18 protein-coding genes and 1 riboswitch are annotated in these 19,652 nt (G+C 71.5%); of the genes, 9 read left to right on the top strand and 9 right to left on the bottom strand.

Annotated elements, in window-relative coordinates; all coding sequences use genetic code 11:
* The 3 genes from ribA to ribD are packed head-to-tail and all read right to left on the bottom strand — an operon-like array spanning nucleotide 1 to nucleotide 3,079.
* The gene (ribA, locus tag GB932_RS07430; protein ID WP_156760046.1) at nucleotides 1–1,290 is read right to left on the bottom strand and encodes a GTP cyclohydrolase II; all 1,290 of its coding nucleotides are present in this window, start codon (nucleotides 1,288–1,290) and stop codon (nucleotides 1–3) included.
* Nucleotides 1,287–1,919, bottom strand: a complete 633-nt coding sequence (locus tag GB932_RS07425; RefSeq protein ID WP_156760045.1) for a riboflavin synthase — start codon at nucleotides 1,917–1,919, stop codon at nucleotides 1,287–1,289. Before GB932_RS07425 ends, ribA begins: the two co-directional genes overlap by 4 nt.
* The gene (gene ribD / locus GB932_RS07420; protein WP_156760044.1) at nucleotides 1,919–3,079 is read right to left on the bottom strand and encodes a bifunctional diaminohydroxyphosphoribosylaminopyrimidine deaminase/5-amino-6-(5-phosphoribosylamino)uracil reductase RibD; all 1,161 of its coding nucleotides are present in this window, start codon (nucleotides 3,077–3,079) and stop codon (nucleotides 1,919–1,921) included. The genes GB932_RS07425 and ribD overlap by 1 nt, the downstream gene beginning before the upstream one ends.
* Nucleotides 3,080–3,137: 58 nt before the next feature.
* Nucleotides 3,138–3,277, bottom strand: a riboswitch (FMN riboswitch).
* 312 nt (nucleotides 3,278–3,589) lie between these two features.
* Here ribD and GB932_RS07415 point away from each other — a divergent pair.
* Both GB932_RS07415 and GB932_RS07410 read left to right on the top strand, forming a co-directional pair.
* Nucleotides 3,590–4,432: a putative endonuclease domain-containing protein gene (locus GB932_RS07415; RefSeq protein ID WP_156760043.1), complete on the top strand. Its 843-nt coding sequence runs from the start codon at nucleotides 3,590–3,592 to the stop codon at nucleotides 4,430–4,432.
* A 119-nt stretch (nucleotides 4,433–4,551) separates the two neighbouring features.
* Nucleotides 4,552–5,070 (top strand): GNAT family N-acetyltransferase, encoded by a 519-nt coding sequence (locus GB932_RS07410; RefSeq protein WP_156760042.1) that lies wholly within the window; start codon nucleotides 4,552–4,554, stop codon nucleotides 5,068–5,070.
* 150 nt (nucleotides 5,071–5,220) lie between these two features.
* Here the strand turns inward: GB932_RS07410 and GB932_RS07405 are convergent, their stop codons facing one another.
* The 5 genes from GB932_RS07405 to GB932_RS07385 form a co-directional block, all read right to left on the bottom strand.
* Nucleotides 5,221–5,784 (bottom strand): GNAT family N-acetyltransferase, encoded by a 564-nt coding sequence (locus GB932_RS07405; RefSeq protein ID WP_231916058.1) that lies wholly within the window; start codon nucleotides 5,782–5,784, stop codon nucleotides 5,221–5,223.
* Nucleotides 5,777–6,781, bottom strand: coding sequence for a tryptophan--tRNA ligase (gene trpS, locus GB932_RS07400; RefSeq protein WP_156760040.1), 1,005 nt, complete (start codon nucleotides 6,779–6,781; stop codon nucleotides 5,777–5,779). Before trpS ends, GB932_RS07405 begins: the two co-directional genes overlap by 8 nt.
* A 25-nt stretch (nucleotides 6,782–6,806) precedes the next feature.
* On the bottom strand, nucleotides 6,807–7,805 hold the full coding sequence (locus GB932_RS07395; RefSeq protein ID WP_231916057.1) for an NUDIX hydrolase: 999 nt from the start codon (nucleotides 7,803–7,805) through the stop codon (nucleotides 6,807–6,809).
* 1 nt (nucleotide 7,806) lies between these two features.
* Complete coding sequence (locus GB932_RS07390) at nucleotides 7,807–9,996, bottom strand: RNA degradosome polyphosphate kinase (protein ID WP_156760038.1); 2,190 nt, start codon at nucleotides 9,994–9,996, stop codon at nucleotides 7,807–7,809.
* A 62-nt stretch (nucleotides 9,997–10,058) separates the two neighbouring features.
* A complete protein-coding gene (locus GB932_RS07385) occupies nucleotides 10,059–10,784 on the bottom strand; it encodes a winged helix-turn-helix domain-containing protein (protein ID WP_156760037.1) in 726 nt (241 codons plus the stop codon).
* A 182-nt stretch (nucleotides 10,785–10,966) separates the two neighbouring features.
* On the opposite strand from GB932_RS07385, the gene GB932_RS07380 reads away from it, so the two are divergent.
* From GB932_RS07380 to GB932_RS07355, 7 genes are all read left to right on the top strand, one after another.
* Complete coding sequence (locus tag GB932_RS07380; RefSeq protein WP_156760036.1) at nucleotides 10,967–11,317, top strand: hypothetical protein; 351 nt, start codon at nucleotides 10,967–10,969, stop codon at nucleotides 11,315–11,317.
* Nucleotides 11,318–11,355: 38 nt separating this feature from the next.
* Entirely contained in the window at nucleotides 11,356–11,490 is a 135-nt protein-coding gene (locus GB932_RS19595) for a hypothetical protein (RefSeq protein WP_306769939.1), read from the top strand.
* An 80-nt stretch (nucleotides 11,491–11,570) separates the two neighbouring features.
* On the top strand, nucleotides 11,571–12,179 hold the full coding sequence (locus GB932_RS07375; protein WP_156760035.1) for a nitrobindin family protein: 609 nt from the start codon (nucleotides 11,571–11,573) through the stop codon (nucleotides 12,177–12,179).
* On the top strand, nucleotides 12,179–13,315 hold the full coding sequence (gene ygfZ, locus GB932_RS07370) for a CAF17-like 4Fe-4S cluster assembly/insertion protein YgfZ (protein WP_156760034.1): 1,137 nt from the start codon (nucleotides 12,179–12,181) through the stop codon (nucleotides 13,313–13,315). Before GB932_RS07375 ends, ygfZ begins: the two co-directional genes overlap by 1 nt.
* A gap of 21 nt (nucleotides 13,316–13,336) precedes the next feature.
* Entirely contained in the window at nucleotides 13,337–16,921 is a 3,585-nt protein-coding gene (locus tag GB932_RS07365) for an ATP-binding cassette domain-containing protein (protein ID WP_231916056.1), read from the top strand.
* A gap of 26 nt (nucleotides 16,922–16,947) precedes the next feature.
* Nucleotides 16,948–18,054 (top strand): FUSC family protein, encoded by a 1,107-nt coding sequence (locus GB932_RS07360; protein ID WP_197517370.1) that lies wholly within the window; start codon nucleotides 16,948–16,950, stop codon nucleotides 18,052–18,054.
* 32 nt (nucleotides 18,055–18,086) lie between these two features.
* Nucleotides 18,087–18,830: a phosphoglyceromutase gene (locus tag GB932_RS07355; RefSeq protein WP_156760033.1), complete on the top strand. Its 744-nt coding sequence runs from the start codon at nucleotides 18,087–18,089 to the stop codon at nucleotides 18,828–18,830.
* Nucleotides 18,831–18,896: 66 nt separating this feature from the next.
* Here the strand turns inward: GB932_RS07355 and phoU are convergent, their stop codons facing one another.
* The gene (phoU, locus tag GB932_RS07350; RefSeq protein ID WP_156760032.1) at nucleotides 18,897–19,589 is read right to left on the bottom strand and encodes a phosphate signaling complex protein PhoU; all 693 of its coding nucleotides are present in this window, start codon (nucleotides 19,587–19,589) and stop codon (nucleotides 18,897–18,899) included.
* Between the last annotated feature and the right edge of the window lie 63 nt (nucleotides 19,590–19,652).

The raw sequence follows: 19,652 nt of genomic DNA, 5'->3' as shown, positions 1-19,652 counted from the left end.
CTATGCTCCCTCGTGCATGCGCGCGACCGCTTCCTGCAGCTCGGTCTCGCCGATGATGTGGCCCATCCGGTCGCGCTTGGTCTCCAGATACTGGTGGTTGTTGGGTCCGACCCCCACGATCAGGGGCACCTGCTCGACGACGTCGATGCCGAACTCGCGCAGCTGCGCGACCTTGTCGGTGTTGTTCGTGAGCAGCTTCAGCTGGTGCACGCCGAGGTCCGCGAGGATCGACGCGGCGGCCGCGTAGTCGCGGGCATCCGCCGGCAGGCCGAGCTCCGTGTTCGCGTCGAGGGTGTCGAAGCCGCGCTCCTGCAGCGCATACGCCCGCAGCTTGTTGATGAGGCCGATCCCGCGCCCCTCGTGGCCGCGCATGTAGACGACGACGCCGCCGCGCTCGGCGATCGTCGCGAGCGCCGCGTCGAGCTGGGGACCGCACTCGCACTTCAGGGATCCCAGCGCCTCACCCGTCAGGCACTCCGAGTGCACGCGCACGACCGGAGCGTCATCGGACAGATCCCCGGACACGATCGCGAGGTGATCCGTGCCGGTGACGCGGTCGCGGTACGCGAGGAACCGCATGTCCCCGTGTCGCGTGGGGACGGTCGTGTCGGCGCGCAGGCTCACGGACCGCGTGGCCGGGGGCGTCTGCTCGTCCTGCCGCGGATCCGCCGCGTCGAGGTGCGCCGCCAGCTGCTCGATCGTGACGACGGGGACGCCGTCCCTGCGCCCCATCTCGAGCAGGCCGGGAAGGCGCATCATCTCGCCGTCCTCGGCGATGACCTCGCCGATGACGCCGACGGGCGCGAGGCCCGCGAGGCGCATGAGGTCGACCGCGGCCTCGGTGTGCCCCGCGCGCTCGCGGACGCCGCCGGGCATCGCGCGCAGCGGCAGGATGTGCCCGGGACGGATCACGCTCGCCGGGGTCGAGGTGGGATCCGCGAGCACGTTGAGCGTGCGTGCGCGGTCGCTGGCGCTGATGCCCGTCGTGACGCCGTCCGCGGCGTCGACGGAGACGGTGTACGCCGTCCCCCGTGCGTCCTCGTTGCGCGCGACCATGGGCGGCAGGTCGAGGCGGTCGGCCCAGTCGTGCGGCATCGGCGCGCACAGGTAGCCGGAGGTGTACCGGACCATCCACGCGATCTGCTCGTGCGTCGCGAGCTCGGCCGACAGGATCACGTCGCCCTCGTTCTCGCGGTTCTCGTCGTCGGCGACGAGCACGGGGCGGCCGGCGCGCAGCGCGGCGATCGCCTCGTCGATCGTCGACAGGGGGGACAGTGCGGGGTCGGTCATCGTGCGGATCCTTCGGGGGCGGAGGTCGCGAACGCCGTCAGGCGCTCGACGTGTCGGGCGAGGATGTCGGTCTCGACGTTGACGCGGTCGCCGACGCGCCGCTCGCCGAATGTCGTGGCGCGCAGCGTCTCGGGGATGAGCGACACCTCGAGCCACGCGACCTCGGCGGTCGGCTCGCTCACGGCGCTGACCGTGAGGGACGTGCCGTCGAGGGTGACGGATCCCTTGTCGACGACGAGCGGCGCGAGGCGGGTGGGGATCTCGACCCGAACGACCTGCCACTCGTCGCCGGGGCGCACGTCGATCACGGTCCCGGTGCCGTCGATATGGCCCTGGACGATGTGTCCGCCGAGGCGGCCGCCGGAGGCGAGCGCGCGCTCGATGTTGACGGTGGTGCCCACGCCCGCGCCCGAGAGGGTCGACATGTCGAGCGTCTGCTTCATCACATCGGCGGTGAAGGCCTCATCGGTCCAGTCGACGACCGTGAGGCACACGCCCGACACGGCGATCGAATCGCCGTGTCGCACGCCTTCGACGGCCGTCGGCGCGTGCACCGTGAGGCGCAGGCCGTCGCCCGAGGGCTCGACGGCCGTGATCCGGCCGATCTCCTCGATGATTCCCGTGAACATCAGTGGCTGTCTCCTTCTCGGGGCGTGGGGTGTGCGGTGCGCGTGCGAACAGATCCGTCGTCGGCCGTGAGCGGACCGTCGGGGGCGCGCGCCGCGTCGCGACCGCTGGGCGCATCCCCTGAGCTGTCGGTGGTCGGACGGCGGGGCACCGCGGCCTGCGGCACCGCGACGACCAGCAGGTCGTCGCCGAGCCGCTCGATCGTCTCGATCTCGAGGCGCCGCTGGTCGGCGATCGCGCCGACGCCGATGTCCGCGAGCGCGCTGCGCGGCCCGCCGAGCAGCGTCGGGGCGATGTACGCGAGGATCCGGTCCGCGAGGCCGTGCGCGAGGAACGCGCTCGCGAGCGTCGGCCCGCCCTCGACGAAGACGCGGTGCAGGCCCCGCTCGGCGAGATCGTCGAGCACGGCGTCGAGATCCCGCGTCGCGTAGACGAGGGGAGCGTGTGGGTGCTCGTGGATCCGGGCGTCCTCGGGGACCGCGGTCGCGCCGATGACGACCGGCACGGGCTGGTCCGGAAGCAGCGCGTCGCCGTCCCGCGCCGTGAGCGCGGGGTCATCGGCCACCAGCGTGCCGGTGCCGACGACGATCGCGTCGGCCTCCGAGCGGCGACGGTGCACGTCGGCGCGCGCGGCGGGTCCCGTGATCCACTGGCTGGATCCGTCTGCCGCCGCGGCACGGCCGTCGAGGCTCTGCGCCCACTTGATCGTGACGAACGGGCGCCCGAGCCGGCGGGCGGTGAGCCACGGATCGAGGAGAGCGCGCGCGTCGGCCTCGAGCACGCCGCCCTCGACATCGATCCCGGAAGAGCGCAGGCGGGCGCCCCCGCCGCCCTCGTGCTCGCCCGGATCGTCGAGTGCGTAGACGACGCGCGCCACACCGGCTTCGATGAGCGCCTCGGCGCAGGGGCCGGTGCGACCCCGGTGGTTGCAGGGCTCGAGGGTCACGACGGCGGTCGCGCCGCGCGCGTCCTCCGCGGGCAGGTGCGAGAGCGCGTCGACCTCGGCATGGGCCGTGCCCGCCCCGTGGTGCCAGCCCTCGGCGATGATCTGGCCGGACGGATCGAGGATCACAGCGCCGACCTGGGGATTGCGACTGCGACGTCCCCGTGCGGCGAGCTCCAGCGCGCGACGCATCGCGGCGATCTCGACGTCCGTGGCCATCCGGATCCCTTTCCATCATGGTGGCACCGGGGATCACGGAACGGGCCCACAGAGGACCTGCCGTGCTGCCTTCCATCCGGACTCGCAGGCTGCGCCTGCATCACCGTCGGTCCCGGAATCTCACCGGATCAACCCCTCGGGGAGGGGGTCGCGGACTATACCGCCGGTTCGGATTCTCACCGACCCCGGAGCACGTGTGCCTCACAGTCTAACGTCGCGCCCGCGGGGTTATTCCCGGGTGGGGGCACACGCGATGGCACGAGATGCACAACGACGCCAATTCTGTGCGGACTTGGCCGGAAACGGGTTCCTCCCGGGGTGCGCGTCGAGAATTGGCGTCGTTGTGCAGGTGGGACCCCGGTGACGGGGCCGGTCCCACCCAGGTTGAGGAGCAGAGCCCGGCCGATCAGCGTGCTCACAATCGCCGATTCGCCATCGTTGTCCACAGCAGCCCCGGAAATCCGCGGGTGCGCGGCCGCACCGCATGCGCGGATCCGGCAGGGTCAGCCCATGACGACAGCGAACGAGTTCCGCATCGCCTCATACGGCGACCTACGTGCGGAAGGGATGACGCGAGACGGCATCCGTCGCGCCGTGTCGGAAGGGCACCTCTTCCATGCCCGGCGCGACAACTATGTGCTGGGCTCGGCGAGCGACACGATCAAGTCGGCCGTCCGCGTCGGCGGGCGCGCCGACTGCGTGTCCCTCATGCGCGAATGCAGCGTCTTCGTGCTGCGGGACGACGGTCGCACGCACGTGCAGATCGAGCGGGGGCACCACTGGCTGCGCTCGCCGCAGTCCCGGTCGGTCCGTCTCGCCGTCGACGGTCGCCGTGTCGTCACGCACTGGCGGTTCGACGGGGCAGCGGCCGACTCGGCGATCTCGAGCATCCCCGCGGCCGTGGCGCAGGCCGTCCTCTGCCAGGATCCCCGCGCGGCGATCGCGACGCTCGACAGCGCGCTCAACAAGAAGGTGCTCGCGCCGGACCAGCTCGGCGAGGTGTTCGAGCTCCTTCCTCGTCGGCTGCAGCGACTGCGTCGCTACGTCGATCCGCGTGCGGAGGCCGGTGCCGAGACATTCGCGCGGCTGGCAGCCCGCACCCTGGGCGTGACGGTCGAGCTGCAGGTGGAGATCGAGGGGGTCGGGCGCGTGGATCTGCTGCTCGACGGCTGGATCATCGTCGAGTGCGACAGTCGGGAGTTCCACGGTGGGTGGGAGATGCAGCAGCGCGATCGCGAACGGGATCTCGCGGCGGCGGCGCGGGGATATGCCACGCTCCGCCCGACCGCGACGATGATGTTCGACCGACCATCGGTGTTCGTGGAGGCCGCGCGCGGTCTGCTCCGCCGGTGAGCTGATCCTGCACAACGACGCCAATTCTGTGCGGACCTCGTCGACACACCGGTGCGAGCGGCGGGACTGCGCAGAATTGGCGTCGTCGTGCATCCGACCCGCCGCCCTCCGCTGGCAGCATGACGCTCGATCGCCGCACTCCGCTCGACACTGCTCGCCTGCGATTCCGCGAGATGGAGGAGGGGGACTTCGACCAGATGGCGGCGCTGCTGGGCGACCCCGAGATGATGCGGTTCTATCCCGCGCCGAAGTCGCAGAAGGAGGCGGCCGAGTGGATCCGCCGCTCGCGCGAGCGCTACGCGGCGCACGGCTTCGGGCTGTGGATCATCGAGACGCACGACGGCGAGTTCGTCGGGGACTGCGGGCTGACGTGGCAGACGTCGAACGGCCGGGACGTGCTCGAGGTCGGCTACCACGTGCGCGCGGATCTGCAGGGGCGGGGGTACGCCACGGAGGCGGCGCAGGCGTGCGTCGAGGAGGCGCGCCGGAGGCTCGCCCCGACCGAGCTGACGGCCATCATCCACCCGGAGAACACCGCGTCGCGTCGCGTCGCCGAGAAGCTCGGCATGACCCATACCGAGGATGACCACGGCCACGACTGGATCGTCCGCACCGTCATGTCGATGCGGTTGCGCTGACGCACCGACACAACGACGCCAATTCTGGGCCGGGGACGTGCCGACACCGGCGTGTCGGGCAGGTCCGCACAGAATTGGCGTCGTTGTGCATCCAGCAGTCGGCAGATGTGCTGCGGACGACACGACGGCGGGACGTCGGCGTGCCCCGGTCTACAGCCCCCAGCTGACCTCGGTGAGGGGGTCGGTCGACAGCAGGCCCGCGATCCAGCCGTCGACTCGGCCGGAGGCGCCGGGGCCGTGGCCGGGCAGACCTTGCCGGCGCACGCCCTCGAACCGGAAGCCGAGCTTCTGTGCGACGCGCGCCGACGCGAGGTTGCCGACGACGGCGTGCCACTCCAGGCGCTCGATCCGCATGGGACCGAACGCGAAGTCGACGACGGCACGGGCCGCCTCCGTCGTGTAGCCCCGGCCGCGGCCCGCGGGCGCCGTCCAGTACCCGAGCTCGGCCGCGCCGTTCTTGATCCCGTGCAGGCCCATCGCGCCGACGAGCTCGTCGCCCGCGCGCACGACCCACACGTGCTCGGCGCCCGATTCCCACCACTCTGCGGCGAGCCGGACGAATGACTCGGCGTCCTCGCGCGTGTACGGCGACGGCACGGTCGTGTATCGCTGGATCAGCGGATCCTGGCACGCCTCGAAGATCCCGTCCACGTCGTCGGCGACGGGGAGGGAGAGGAACAGTCGGGGCGTGGTGAGGGCGGCGGGCTCACCCACGGCGCAGCAGGCCGACGCGCTCGTACACGGTCGCGAGGGTCTGCTCGGCGGCCTCTGACGCGCGCTCCGCATTCGCGGAGAGCACGCGGTCGAGCTCGGCGGGATCCTCGAGCAGCTCGAGCGCGCGCGCCCGCACGGGCTCGAACTCGGCGACGATCACGTCGCGCAGGCCCTTCTTGAAGTCGCCGTAGCCGCGCCCCGCGTACTCGTCCTCGATCGACGAGATCTCCCGGCCTGTGAGCGCCGCGTAGATCGTGAGCAGGTTCGAGACCCCGGGCTTCTCGGCGCGGTCGTAGCGCACGACGCCTTCGCTGTCGGTCACGGCGCGCATGACCTTCTTCGCCGTCGCGTTGATGTCGTCGAGCAGATAGAGCACGCCCGCCTGCGATTCGGCCGACTTCGACATCTTCGAGGTCGGGTCCTGCAGGTCGTAGATGCGGGCGGTCTCGCCCTGGATCACGGGCGTCGGCACGACGAACGTCTCGCCGAAGCGCGAGTTGAAGCGCTCCGCGAGGTTGCGGGTGAGCTCGACATGCTGCTTCTGGTCGTCGCCGACGGGCACGGCCTCCGCCTGGAACAGGAGGATGTCGGCCGCCATGAGGACCGGGTAGGTGAACAGCCCGACGCTCGCCTGGTCGGCGCCGTATCGCTGCGACTTGTCCTTGAACTGCGTCATGCGCCCGGCCTCGCCGAAGCCCGTGATCGTGGAGAGGATCCACGCCAGCTCGGCGTGCGCCGGGACCTGCGACTGCACGTAGAGCGTCGACCGCGACGGCTCGACGCCCGCCGCGATGTACTGCGCGGCTGTGCGCCGCGTCTTCTCACGCAGCTGGGCGGGATCCTGCGGCACCGTGATGGCGTGCAGGTCGACGACGGTGAAGAACGCGTCGTAGTCGTCCTGCATACCGCGCCACTGCATCAGCGCCCCGATGTAGTTGCCGATCTGGAGCGAATCGGCCGAGGGCTGCATACCGGAGAAGAGGCGTGGCTTTGTCACCGCACCATCCTACGGTGCCGCGCGGTCAGCTCTCGGGCGAGCGCTCGTCGAGCGGCGAGTGCGTCTCGATGGCGACGATTCCGTTCTCGGTGCGGCCGCGCCGCACGTGCACGACCGCGAAGGATCCGGTGCGCAGCGACGACGCGTCGCGCAGCTCCCGCGTCGATCGCGTTCCCGTCGCCTGTGCGACGGTCTCCATGATCGCCGGGATCACGGGGGAGTGGGAGCAGAGCACGGCGCCCTTGGCCTTGCGGATCCGCTTGTCGACGATCGACGCCACGTCGTCGTCGCCCTGTTCCCACGCCGCCTGGCTGAGGGCGTCGACCACGCACGTGCGCTTGCCGATCTCCTGGGACAGCGGCATGACGGTCTCCTGGCAGCGCACGGCGGACGACGCGACGATCCTCTCGACGCCGAACGCGCGCAGGGGGCCGACCGCTGCGCGCGCCTGCTCGGCGCCGCGCGGCGTGAGGGGCCGAACGCTGTCTGGGCCGTCAACCGACGAGCCGGGGGCGGCCTGCCCGTGCCGCATGAGCACGACGGCGAACGTGCCGAGGCCATCGGCGGCGACGAGCTGCTCGAATGCGCGCAGCACCTCGCGGTCCACGGGGTAGCTGAGCTTGCCCCGCGCGTCGTCGATCCCCATCCACTCGAGGTCGGCGATCTCCTTGTTCGGGCGGAATGTCGAGGCGCTCACGGCGTCGGGCGTCGCCTCGACGGCCCAGTAGTGCACGACCTTCTCGCGGCCCGAGGGCATGTGATACTGCACGCGGCTCAGCGCCGGTCCGAGATGCCCGCGGATCCCGGTCTCCTCCTCGAGCTCGCGTACGGCCGTCTCGGGGAGCGTCTCTCCCGGGTCGACCTTGCCCTTCGGGAACGACCAGTCGCGGAACTTCTCGCGGTGCACGAGGAGCACCTGCAGCTCGTCGTCGGAGAACCGCCACATGACGCCGCCCGCGGCGAGGACCAGCGGCCTGCTGCGCGTCTGGGAGCGGCTGAGGACCGCCCCCGTCTTCGCCGCCACCTCAGCGCCTCGTCTGCCGCGACCGTCGCCGACGCTGGATCTGCGACATCGTCTTGTCCTGCACATCGGTGAGGGGGGCGCCCTCCGCGTCGACGTGATGTCGGATCCACGCGCCGTTCTCGCCGAGATGCCACGTGGCAGAGGTGTCGTCCATCGCGAGGTCGAAGAACTGGACGAGCTCCGCGACCTGCTGCGGCTTGGTGATCTCGACGAGGGCCTCGACCCGGCGGTCGAGGTTGCGATGCATCATGTCGGCGCTGCCGATGAACGTCTCGGGTGATCCGCCGTTCTCGAACGCGAAGATGCGTGAATGCTCGAGGTATCGCCCGAGCACGCTGCGCACGCGGATGTTGTCGCTCACGCCCGGCAGGTCGACGCGGAGGCTGCAGATCCCGCGCACCCAGACGTCGACCTTCGCGCCGGCCATCGACGCGCGGTAGAGGGCGTCGATGATCTCCTCGTCGACCATCGAGTTGACCTTGATCCGCACATGCGCCGGGCGTCCGGCGCCCGCGTGCTGCCGCTCGCGGTCGATCATCCGCAGCAGCCCCTTGCGCAGGTGCAGCGGCGCCGTGAGCAGGCGCGAGAACTTCTTCTCGATCGCGTAGCCGCTCAGCTCGTTGAACAGGCGTGTCACATCGCGCCCGACGACCGGGTCGCAGGTGAACAGCCCGAAGTCCTCGTAGAGGCGGCTGGTCTTGGGGTTGTAGTTGCCCGTGCCGACGTGCGTGTAGTGGCGCAGCTGGCCGTTCTCCTCGCGCACGACCGACGCGATCTTGCAGTGGGTCTTGAGCCCCACGAGGCCGTAGACGACGTGCACGCCCGACTTCTCGAGGATCCGTGCCCACTCGATGTTGTTCGCCTCGTCGAAGCGCGCCTTCACCTCGACGAGCGCGAGCACCTGCTTCCCGTTCTCGGCGGCGTCGATGAGCGCCTGCACGACCGGGCTGTCGCCGGATGTGCGGTAGAGCGTCTGCTTGATCGCGAGCACCTGCGGGTCGCGCGCCGCCTGCTCGAGGAAGGCCTGCACGCTCGTCGCGAACGACTCGTAGGGGTGGTGCACGAGCACGTCGCCCTTGCGGATCGCGCCGAAGATGTCGGCCTTCGCGTGCTTCGAGTCGGTGTCGGTGGGCTGGAACGCGAGGGCCGTGACCGGCACATGCTTCGTGAACTTCAGGTCGGGCCGGTCGACCTTGCCGAGCTGAAACAGCGCCCGCAGGTCGAGGGGGGCGGGCAGGCGGTAGACCTCCTGCTCCGAGATGTCGAGCTCGTCGAGCAGCAGCCCGAGGGTGACGTCGTCCATGTCCTCGGTGATCTCGAGGCGGATCGGCGGCCCGAAGCGGCGCCGCAGGAGCTCCTGCTCGAGGGCCTGGATGAGGTTCTCCGACTCGTCCTCCTCGATCACCATGTCCTCGTTCCGCGTGAGGCGGAACGCGTGGTGCTCGAGGATCTCCATACCGGGGAACAGCTCGCCGAGGTTCTCCGCGACGAGGCGTTCGAGCGGCAGGTATCGCACTCGGTCGCCCGACGGATCCTCCTCGGGCACCCGCACGAGCCGGGGGAGCATGGGCGGCACCTTGATGCGCGCGAACTCCTCGCGGCCCGTGCGCGAGTGGCGGATCCGCACGGCGAGGTTCAGCGAGAGCCCGGAGATGTAGGGGAAGGGGTGCGCCGGGTCGACGGCGAGCGGCATGAGCACGGGGAAGACCTGCTGCTGGAAGTACTCGTACAGCCCGCCGCGCTCGGCGTCGGACAGCTCGTCCCAGCCGACGAACTCGACGCCCTCCTCGGCGAGCGCGGGCCGCAGCTTGTCCTGCCAGGCGGCGGCGTGGCGCGCCTGCAGCTCGTGTGCGTCGCGACTGATGCCCTCGAGCACGCGGTGCGGCGTCGTCCCGACGTTCGTCGGGACGGCGAGCCCCGTGACGATGCGCCGCTTCAGGCCCGCGACGCGCACCATGAAGAACTCGTCGAGGTTGCTGGCGAAGATCGCGATGAAGTTCGCGCGCTCGAGCAGCGGCACGTTCGGATCCTCGGCGAGCTCGAGCACGCGCTGGTTGAATGCGAGCCAGCTCAGCTCGCGATCCGAGAAGCGGTGGTCGGGGAGGTCGGATCCGTCGACCTCGATGAGCTCATCGAAGTCGTCGTCCTCCGCGTCTCCCAGGCCGGTGTCGACGATCGTGGGGTCGGTCATGCTCTCCATCCTGACAGCGCCATGAGACGCGGAGGTGAACGAAACGAGGCGGGCGGTGTGCCTCAGGAACGCCGTGTCGTCCCGGGGGCCGACGACGGATCCGCGGAGGGCAGGGGCGGTGCCTTGCCGTCGTCGGACACGTTGAAGCGGTACCCGACGTTGCGCACGGTGCCGATGAGGTGGTCGAGGTCGCCGAGCTTGGCGCGCAGGCGGCGCACGTGCACGTCGACCGTGCGGGTGCCGCCGAAGTAGTCGTATCCCCACACCTCGCTCAGCAGCTGCTCGCGCGTGAAGACCCGCGAGGGGTGCGTCGCGAAGAAGTGCAGCAGCTGGAACTCCTTGTAGGTGAGGTCGAGCGGCTTGCCGCGCACCTTCGCCGAGTAGGACGCCTCGTCGATCGAGATGCCTGACGTCTGAACGCGGGTCGTCTCCGGCTCCTCGTCCTTGCGGCCGAGCGCGAGGCGCAGGCGCGCGTCGACCTCCGCGGGGCCGGCGTTCGTCAGGACGACGTCGTCGATTCCCCACTCGGGCGAGACGGCGGTCAGGCCGCCCTCTGTCGTGACGAGGATCAGGGGCGCGTCGAGCCCCGTCGTGGTGAGGATCCGACACAGCGACTTCGCGTTCGCGAGGTCGCCGCGCGCGTCGACGAGGATCACGTCGGCGCTCGGTGCGTTCACGAGCTGCGCGGGCGCGGCGGGGATCTGCTTCACGCGGTGGCTGAGCAGCTCGAGCGCGGGCAGGACGGGCCCGGCGTCGGGGGATGAGCTGAGAACGAGCAGTTGGGCCACGGGCACTTCCTCTCGGGCCGATACGGGGGCGCCGACCCTTGTGGTGTGTCCCAATGATAGAGGAACGCTGAGAGGGTGCTGGACGCACGCTCGCTCTCGCCGCGCACGGCGGCGGGTCGGCGCGCGTCGGGCAGAATGGACGGACGGCCCGGAGAATCGGGCCGGGGCCAGGGAGGAGTCGCATGTCGCAATCGGGACAGTCGGCGCCGCGCTCCGGATCCGGGATCATCGGCCGGATCGCGCGCAGTCAGGGACTCCTGCTCCCCTGGACCATCGCGTTCCTGTTCGCCGTCGTCGTGACGAGCTTCGCGCCGATCGACGCGCGATGGGGGTGGATCTCGCCGACCGCGGGCGTGTGCGTCATCGTGGCGCTGGTCGTGCAGATCATCATCGGCCGGGCCGATGGCTTCATCCTGCGCACGGCGACGGCGGCCCTCGGATCCGTCCTGATCGTCGGGATCGTCTCGCTCGTCGGCGCCCTGTTCACGGCGGTCGCGGCGGGGCTGTCGCTCTTCCCCGACGTCATCGGCTGAGGTCACGACATCCGCGCGCGTCGCGGTAGGGTGGGGGCATGCTCGAATTCCTCGCCGACGTCGACGTGTTCGCCCTCGAGATGTTCTTCGTGGGCCTGCTGGGCCTCGCGAGCCTCGCGATCGCGTTCGTCTCGGGCTCCGTCCTGGTCAACCTCTTCCGCGGCCAGAAGTAGCGCGCCGCGCCGCGCCGGCCGCCCGTGATCGGCGCCCGGCGCGTCCACTGTGTCCGACCGGCGGATACGCTGGGATCACCATGATCGAGATCCCGACAGACATCCCCGCCGACCTCGTCCCGCTCTCGTGGCTCATCGGCGTCTGGGAGGGCACGGGCGTCATCGACTATCGGGTCGGGGACACTCACTACGAGGGCGAGTTCTCGCATCGGGTGAGCTTCAGCCACGACGGCGGCCCCTTCCTGAACTACTCGGCGACGGCGACGCTGCTCGCGGCGGGGGATCGCCCGGCACAGTGTCTCGTGTCGGAGACGGGCTTCTGGCGGCTCTCGCGCGACGCGACGGATGAGGCGCCGGGACCGGGCCTCCTGCCGGCCCTCGCCGCCGAGACCCCGCGCACGGCGGAGGACGTCGAGCGACAGCGCCGCACGGACGGCGGCGGGTTCCCGATCGAGGCCGTCCTGTCGCACTCGGACGGCGTGCAGGAGCTGTACATCGGCGAGGTGAACGGCCCGCGCATCGACCTCGGCACCGACGCGGTCGTGCGGTCGGCCGGCGCGAAGCCCTATACGGCCGCCACCCGCATGTACGGCCTCGTCGAGGGTCACCTCCTGTGGGCCTGGGACATCGCGGCGCTCGGGCGAGGACTCGCCTCGCACGCGTCCGCCCGACTGGAGAAGGTGCAGTGATGACGGATCCCTTCACGAGCAGGCCCGGCGTCGTCGCGGACGACGACGGCGTGATCCTGCACACCGGCGCCCCCGCGATCGAGCAGCGTCGTCTGGAGGACGGCGCCGCGATCGCGCCGCGCGCCGATCGCGCGGTCGTGGCGGTGTCGGGCGACGATCGCCGGAGCTGGCTCGACTCGATCACATCGCAGGCGGTCGGATCCCTGCAGCCGGGCGAGAGCACCGAGCTGCTCGTGCTGGATCCGCACGGCCGCGTCGAGCATGCGGCGGCCGTCATCGCGGACGGATCCACGCTCTGGCTGATCGTCGACCGCGGCGACGCGGCGCCGCTCGCGAGGTGGCTCACCATGATGCGCTTCCGCGCGCAGGTCGAGATCGCCGTGCGCGACGACCTCGGCGTGGTCGGGGCGATGCGCGGCGGCGACGCCGCCGATCGCCTCGCGGCCGCGGCGATCTCCCCGGACGGCGCTCCGGTCGTGTGGGTGGATCCGTGGCCGGACGTCACGGCGGGCGGATGGCAGTACGCCGATGCGGCCGAGCACCCCGGCGCCGGCTACCGCTGGATCGAGGGGGTCGTCGACGCGGAGGGCGCGGCGTCGCTCGCCGAGCTCGACATCGCCGGATCCCTCGCGGTCGATGCGCTCCGCATCGCAGCGTGGCGCCCCCGCTGGGCGACCGAGGTCGACGAGCGCCTGATCCCGCACGAGGCCGACTGGCTGCGCACCGCTGTGCACCTGAACAAGGGCTGCTACCGCGGGCAGGAGACGGTCGCGAAGGTCCACAACCTCGGGCACCCGCCGCGCCGCCTCGTGATGCTGCACCTCGACGGATCCGACTCCGTCCTCCCCGAGAAGGGCGATGTCGTGCTCGTCGGCGACGACGAGGCCGGCGCCGTCACCTCGGCCGCGCGCCATCACGACCTGGGGCCGATCGCGCTCGCGCTCGTCGCCCGCCGCACGCCGGGCGACGTCGATCTCGTCGTCGCACACGGCGAGGCGCGCATCGCCGCGTCTCAGGAGATCATCGTCCCGGCCGATGCCGGTCGCACGGCCGAGGTCCCGCGCCTGACGCGCCTCTCGCGGCGGAAGCAGGCGCAGGCTCCGGCCGCTCCGATGGAGGCGAACGGGAATGTCTGAGGTCGGCAGCAGGATGGGGGCGTGACCACCCAGGCGCTGCAGCCCCCGAACCTCCCGGCAGTCGATGCCGCCTCGCGCGAGGTCGGTTGGCGGCGGCTGCGCACGCCGATCAGCGCCTTCGCGATCGCGGGCCTCACGATCGCGATGATCGCGCAGGCGCTGGCGACGGTCGTGTCGGGCGAGCTGGCGACGTCGCCCACGCTGTCAGGCGTCGCGATGCTCGGCGCGCTCATCGTCGGGGGCGCCGTCGTGCAGGTGGTCGCGCAGGTCGGCTGGGCGTCCGTCATCGACCGCGCGGCGGGGCGCCTGCGGCGCGATCTGCTCGATGCGGCCCTGTCGCAGCCCCTCCGTACGCTCGGCGAACAGGCCGTCGGCGAGGTGCTCGACAGGGTCGACGACGACACGAACTCGATCAACAACCTCATGCGCCAGCAGTGGTGGGCGATGATGGGCACCGCTCTCGGCGCGGTGCCGATGTGGGTGGTGGCGGGCGCCATGTGGTGGCCCGCGTGGATCCTCATGCCCGCGCTCGTCGCGCTCAACATCCTGTTCGTGCGCCCGCTGTTCGCGGAGATCGCGCGCCGCAAGGTGGTGAACGAGCAGGCGTGGACCGATCACGCCGCGGCCTTCGAGGAGGCCGTCGCGGCGCGCAGCGATCTGCGCACGAGCCTCGGGCAGGCGTTCGCGATGCGCCGCGTGACGGAGCGCGCGGCCGAGACGAACCGCAGCTTCGGCCGCATGGTGCGCACGGAGGCCACGCTGATCCTGCGCTCGCAGGCGGTGCTGCAGGCGCTGCTCGCCGCCGTCCTCGTGTCGGGCGTGGCACTGGTGACGACGGGCGGCCTCGCGCTCGGGCAGCTCGTCACGCTGTTCCTCGCGACGACCATGCTGGTCGGGCGCGTGGCCGAGCTCATCAATCAGCTCCCGCAGCTGCAGGAGGGGCTGGGCGCGATCGCCCGTGTGCGGCAGATGATGCAGACCGAACCCGAGCCGCGCGGCGGCATCGAGCCGCCCGAGGAGGCGAACGGGCTGGACATCTCCGGGCTCGACTTCTCGTACGACGAGGGGTCGTTCGCGCTGCGCGATGTCACGCTCTCCGTTCCGCCCGGTGAGACGATCGCGCTCGTCGGGCGCACGGGCTCGGGCAAGTCGACGCTCGCCTCGCTGATCCCGCGGGCGGTCGAGCCGCCGCGCGGGACGGTGTTCCTCGGCGGCGTCGACGTATGCGTTATCGATCTCGAGCGGCTGCGCGGCGCGATCGGGGTCGTCACCCAGCGCACCGAACTGCTCGCGGGAACCCTGGCCGAGAACATCGCGCTCTTCGCCCCCGTCCCGCGCGAGCGGGTGCAGGGCGCGGTGCGCGCGCTCGGCCTCGAGGAGTGGGCGGCGACCCTCCCCGACGGCATCGACACCCTGCTCGGGCCGGGAGGCACCTCGCTGTCCGCCGGCGAGGAGCAGCTCATCGCCTTCGCGAGGCTCCTCGTGCGCGATGTGTCCGTCGTCGTCCTCGACGAGGCGACGGCGCGCATGGATCCCGTCACGGAGGCGCGCGTCGTGCGCGCGTCCGAGCGCCTGCTGGCGGGGCGCACCGGCGTGCTGATCGCGCACCGGCTGTCGACCATCGAGCGCGCCGACCACGTCGCGGTGCTCGATCACGGTCGGGTGATCCAGAACGGCGAATACGGCGAGCTCGCGGCGCGGCCGGGCCCGTTCCGCGACCTGCTCGAGGCCGGCAGGGCGCATCACGGGATCGTGGACGATCCGACCGATGGCGAACAGGACGCGCCGGCGCACCCCGTGCCCGGCGAACCGGTCGCGATGGGCGACACCGGCGAGCCCGACGAGGATTCCGAGCCCCGGAGCGGTCAGGCGATCGGAGGCAGGCGCCGCGGCACCCCGCCGAAGCGGTCGGCCCTCCCCGACGGGCCGCGCCTCGCCCGCAGCGTCATCAGCGCCTTCCGCCATCGTCCCGCGTGGGGTCTCCTCGGCCTGTCGATGTTCTTCCTCATGGCCGTCCTGTCGGCGCAGGGCGTCGTCACCAGCTGGCTGTGGGGGCGCATCGTCGATGCGCTCGAGTCCGGCGAGGGCGACATCTGGCTGACGACGGGCATCCTGGTCGCGATCATCGTCCTGGTGATGCCGGCGGTGTTCGCGTGGGGCGTCGCGATCTACCCGCGCTGGTGGGCGTCGTGCCTGACGCGCCACCGGACGCGCGTGCTCGCCGGGCAGATCGGCGAGCCTCGGCTCGACCCGACCCCGCCGGGCGAGGTCGTCGCGCGGGCGATGGACGGCGATCGCATCCAGGACTACGCCGACCGCTGGGGCGACCTCGTCTCGGCGACGGTCGTCATCCTCCTCTCGGTCCTCCTCTCCGGCTCCCTCGTCGCGGGCGCGGTCCTCGCGGGCGTCCTCGTGATCTCCGCGCTGGCCTCCGCCATCGGGCGCCCTGCGGCCGGTTGCTCGGCGAAGCGCGCGGCGGACGCACGTGTGGTCTTCGGTCGGTCGCTCGTCTCCGCGCTCGACGCCGCCCGTACGGTGAAGCTCGCGGCGCGCGTGGCGCCCGTGCGCGCCCATCTGCACGAGGTCGACGAGCGACGCGTGCGCTCGCAGATCGTCGAGCACAGGGTGCAGGCCGTTCTCGACGGCGTTCCCGGGATCGTCATCGCCTCCGGCGTCACCTTCGCCTGGGCGGCTTACTTCACGGACGCCTGGTCGCTCGCGACGACGATCATGGTGGCGAACGCCGTCCTGGGCTTCGGCTGGTACGGCCTCTGCGCCGGCTCCGTCGTGACGAAGGCACCGGGGACCCGCGCGTGGCAGCTCGCGACGTCGCGGCTGGCGGGTGGGACGGACATCTTCGCACCCGTGCCCGGCATCGACGAGGTCACGGGCGCGGCGCCCGAGCCGGGCGCCGCGCGGCACGACGAGCTGAGGACGCTCGAGCTGCGCGGCCTGACGGCGATCCACGACGACGGCACGATCGGCGTCGAGGACGTGAACCTCACAGTCCGTCGGGGCGAGGTCGTCCTCCTCATCGGCGGCATCGGCTCCGGAAAGTCGAGCCTGCTCGCGAGCCTCGCCGGCCTCATGCCGCGCACGGGCGAGATCGCCTGGAACGGGGTGCGCATCGAACAGGAGACCTTCCTGCGGCCGCGCCACGTGGCCCACGTCTCGCAGGTCCCGCGGATCCTCTCCGGGACGTTCGACGAGAACATCCGTCTCGATCATCCGCGCGAGATCGCCGGCCCGATCGACGTGTCCCGCATGGGGCCCGACATCGACGCGGCGGGCGGGCCGGAGGCCGCGGTCGGACACCGCGGGGTGCGGCTGTCGGGCGGCCAGGTGCAGCGCCTCGCGCTCGCGAGGGCGCTCGCCACCGATTCCGAGGTGATCCTCGCCGACGATGTGTCGAGCGCCCTCGATGCGGCGACGGAGCTCGAGCTGTGGGCGGCGCTGCGCGAGAAGGGCATGACGGTCATCGGCTCGACGTCCAAGCGCGCCGCGCTCGCCCGAGCCGACTGCGTGGTCGTCCTGCAGGACGGCCGGGTCGCCGACACGGGCCCTTGGCGCGATCTCGCGTCGAGGTGGTCTCATCTCGCGGGGTGAGGCGGCCGCGCGGCTAACCTCGTAGGGTGCCCGAGACCGATCCGCTGACGTCCCTCGTTCCGACGCGCTGGCATGCGGGGTATCGCCCGCGCGCGGGGCTGCTGCGGCTGCGCGACTCGTGGGTGGCGCTCGTGCAGATCGTGCTGGCGGCGGCGGCCGCCTTCGGGATCGCGCACCTGCTGATCGGGCACACGATGCCTCTGCTGGCCGTCACCGTGACGATCTCGAGCCTCGGCCTCTCGCGCGACGCACGCCCGTCCCAGGTGCTGCAGACCGTCGCGGGCATGCTCACGGGCATCGCGATCTCGGAGCTCGGGCTCCTCTTCCTCGTGCCGGGCTGGTGGGAGCTGGCGGTCGTGCTCGCCGTCACGCTCGTCATCGCGCGCTTCATCTCGCCCTCGCCGCAGTTCCCGATCGCGGCGGCGATCCAGACGGCCATCGCGTTCATGCTGCCGCTCGGCCAGTTCACGGGCATGCGGATCCTCGACGGCGCGATCGGCGGCGCGCTGGCGCTGTTCGTGACCGCGCTCCTGCCGCGCAATCCGATGCGGGCGATCCTCCGCGATGCGCGGAGCGTCTTCTCCGACGTCGACCGCACGATCGCCCGCATCGCGCAGGGCCTGCGTCGGGGCGACCGGCTGCGTTCCGAACGCGCGCTCCAGAAGGCGCGCGAACTGCAGGGGCCGCTCGCCGCGTGGGCGACGTCGCTCGAGTCGGGGCAGGCCATCTCGCGCGTCTCGCCGTTCCTGCGCTCGCGGCGGATGGAGCTGGCGCGTCTGCGCCGGATGCACGACGCGATGGATCTGGCGACGCGCAACCTGCGCGTCGTCGCGCGCCGCGCCCACTACGCGGTCGAGGACGGCGAGGCGCGCCACGAGGTCGCGGCCGTGATCGAGGGCATACAGCAGGCGACGACGCTCCTCGCGGCCGCAGTCGACGATGTGTCGCAGGAGCGTCCCGCCCAGGAGGCGCTCCGGGCGATCGCGGCCACGCTCGATCCCGCCGCGCTCCTGCCGCGAGCCCGTGTCGGCGACCAGAGCGTCCTGACGTCGCTGCGCCCCCTCGTCGTCGACCTCCTCGTCGCGGCGGGGGAGCCGCGCGGCGACGCCGCGCACGAGGTTCCCCGGGTGTGAGGCCGCGGGCCGGCCCCAGTAGGCTGGGGGCCATGACGCACACCCTGATCCTGCTCCGCCACGGGCAGAGCGACTGGAACGAGAAGAACCTGTTCACCGGCTGGGTCGATGTGCGGCTCACCGAGAAGGGACGCGGCGAGGCGCAGCGCGGCGGCGAGCTCCTGCGCGAGCAGGGCGTGCTGCCCGACATCGTCCACACGTCCGTGCTGAGCCGCGCGATCCAGACCGCGAACATCGCGCTCGAGGCGGCTGACCGGCTGTGGACCCCGACGAAGCGCTCGTGGCGCCTCAACGAGCGCCACTACGGCGCCCTGCAGGGCAAGGACAAGGCACAGACCCTCGAGGAGTTCGGCGAGGAGAAGTTCATGGAGTGGCGTCGATCGTTCGACGTGCCGCCGCCCGAGATCGCCGCCGACGATGAGTTCGCCCAGACGGACGACCCGCGCTACGTCGGCATCGACGGCGAGATGCCGCGCACCGAGTCGCTCAAGCTCGTCATCGATCGCATGCTGCCGTACTGGGAGGACGAGATCGTCCCCGATCTGAAGGCCGGCAACACGGTTCTCGTGGCCGCGCACGGCAACTCGCTGCGCGCGCTCGTGAAGCACCTCGACGGCATCAGCGACGACGACATCGCGGGCCTCAACATCCCGACCGGCATCCCGCTCGTCTACGAGCTCGACGACGAGATGCGCCCGACCGGCGCCGGTCGCTACCTCGACCCGGAGGCCGCCGCCGCCGGCGCCGCCGCTGTCGCCTCGCAGGGCAAGAAGTAACCCGCACCGCACGCCGAAGGGGCTCGGAGGATCCGCGGATCCTCCGAGCCCCTTCGGCGTGTCACGTCAGCCGTTCGGAAGCGAGTCGACGGCGTCGATGGCCGATTCGTCCCCGGCGCCTGACCAGTCGCCCGTCGCGAGGTACACGACCTTCTTGGCGACGGAGACCGCGTGGTCGGCGAAGCGCTCGTGGTAGCGGCTCGCGAGCGTCGCGTCGATGACAGCGGGGATCTCGCCCGTGAAGGTCTCGCCGAGCACGCGCTCGTACACGGAGGCGTGCAGCTCGTCGATGTCATCGTCGGTGTCGCGGATCTTCGTCGCGTGCTTCAGGTCCTGCGTGCGGAGGAGGTCCGTGAGCGTGCGCGCGACCTCCACGTCGAGCTCGCCCATCCGCGTGAACGTGCTGCGCAGCCCCTTCGGGATGGCGCGCTCGGGGTAGCGGGCGCGGACGAGCTGGGCGATGTGCTCGGCCAGGTCGCCCATGCGCTCGAGCGACGCGCTCGCGCGCAGCGCGGTGACGATGACGCGCAGGTCGTGCGCGACGGGCTGCTGCATCGCGAGAGTCTCGATCGCGATCTCATCCGTCGTGAGGACGAGCTCGTCGATCTTCTCGTCGTTGGCGATCACCTCCTCCGCGAGGGCGACATCGCCCGAGGCGAAGGCCTGCGTCGCCTTCTCGATCGCCTCGGTGACGAGCTCGGAGATCTCAGTGAGACGGTTCTGGATGTCTTCGAGGGTGTCGTGGAACACTTCCCGCATGATGGGAGGCCTTTCCGGTCGTGGTGGGTCCTGCTGCGCTCGGCGTGGTCGCGCCCAGCGTCG

The sequence above is a fragment of the Microbacterium karelineae genome (genome assembly GCF_009745985.1).
In the GTDB taxonomy this organism is placed as follows: domain Bacteria; phylum Actinomycetota; class Actinomycetes; order Actinomycetales; family Microbacteriaceae; genus Microbacterium; species Microbacterium karelineae.
The sequence above is the reverse complement of the archived record's forward strand: the minus strand, read 5'-3'. Positions and strand labels throughout refer to the sequence as shown.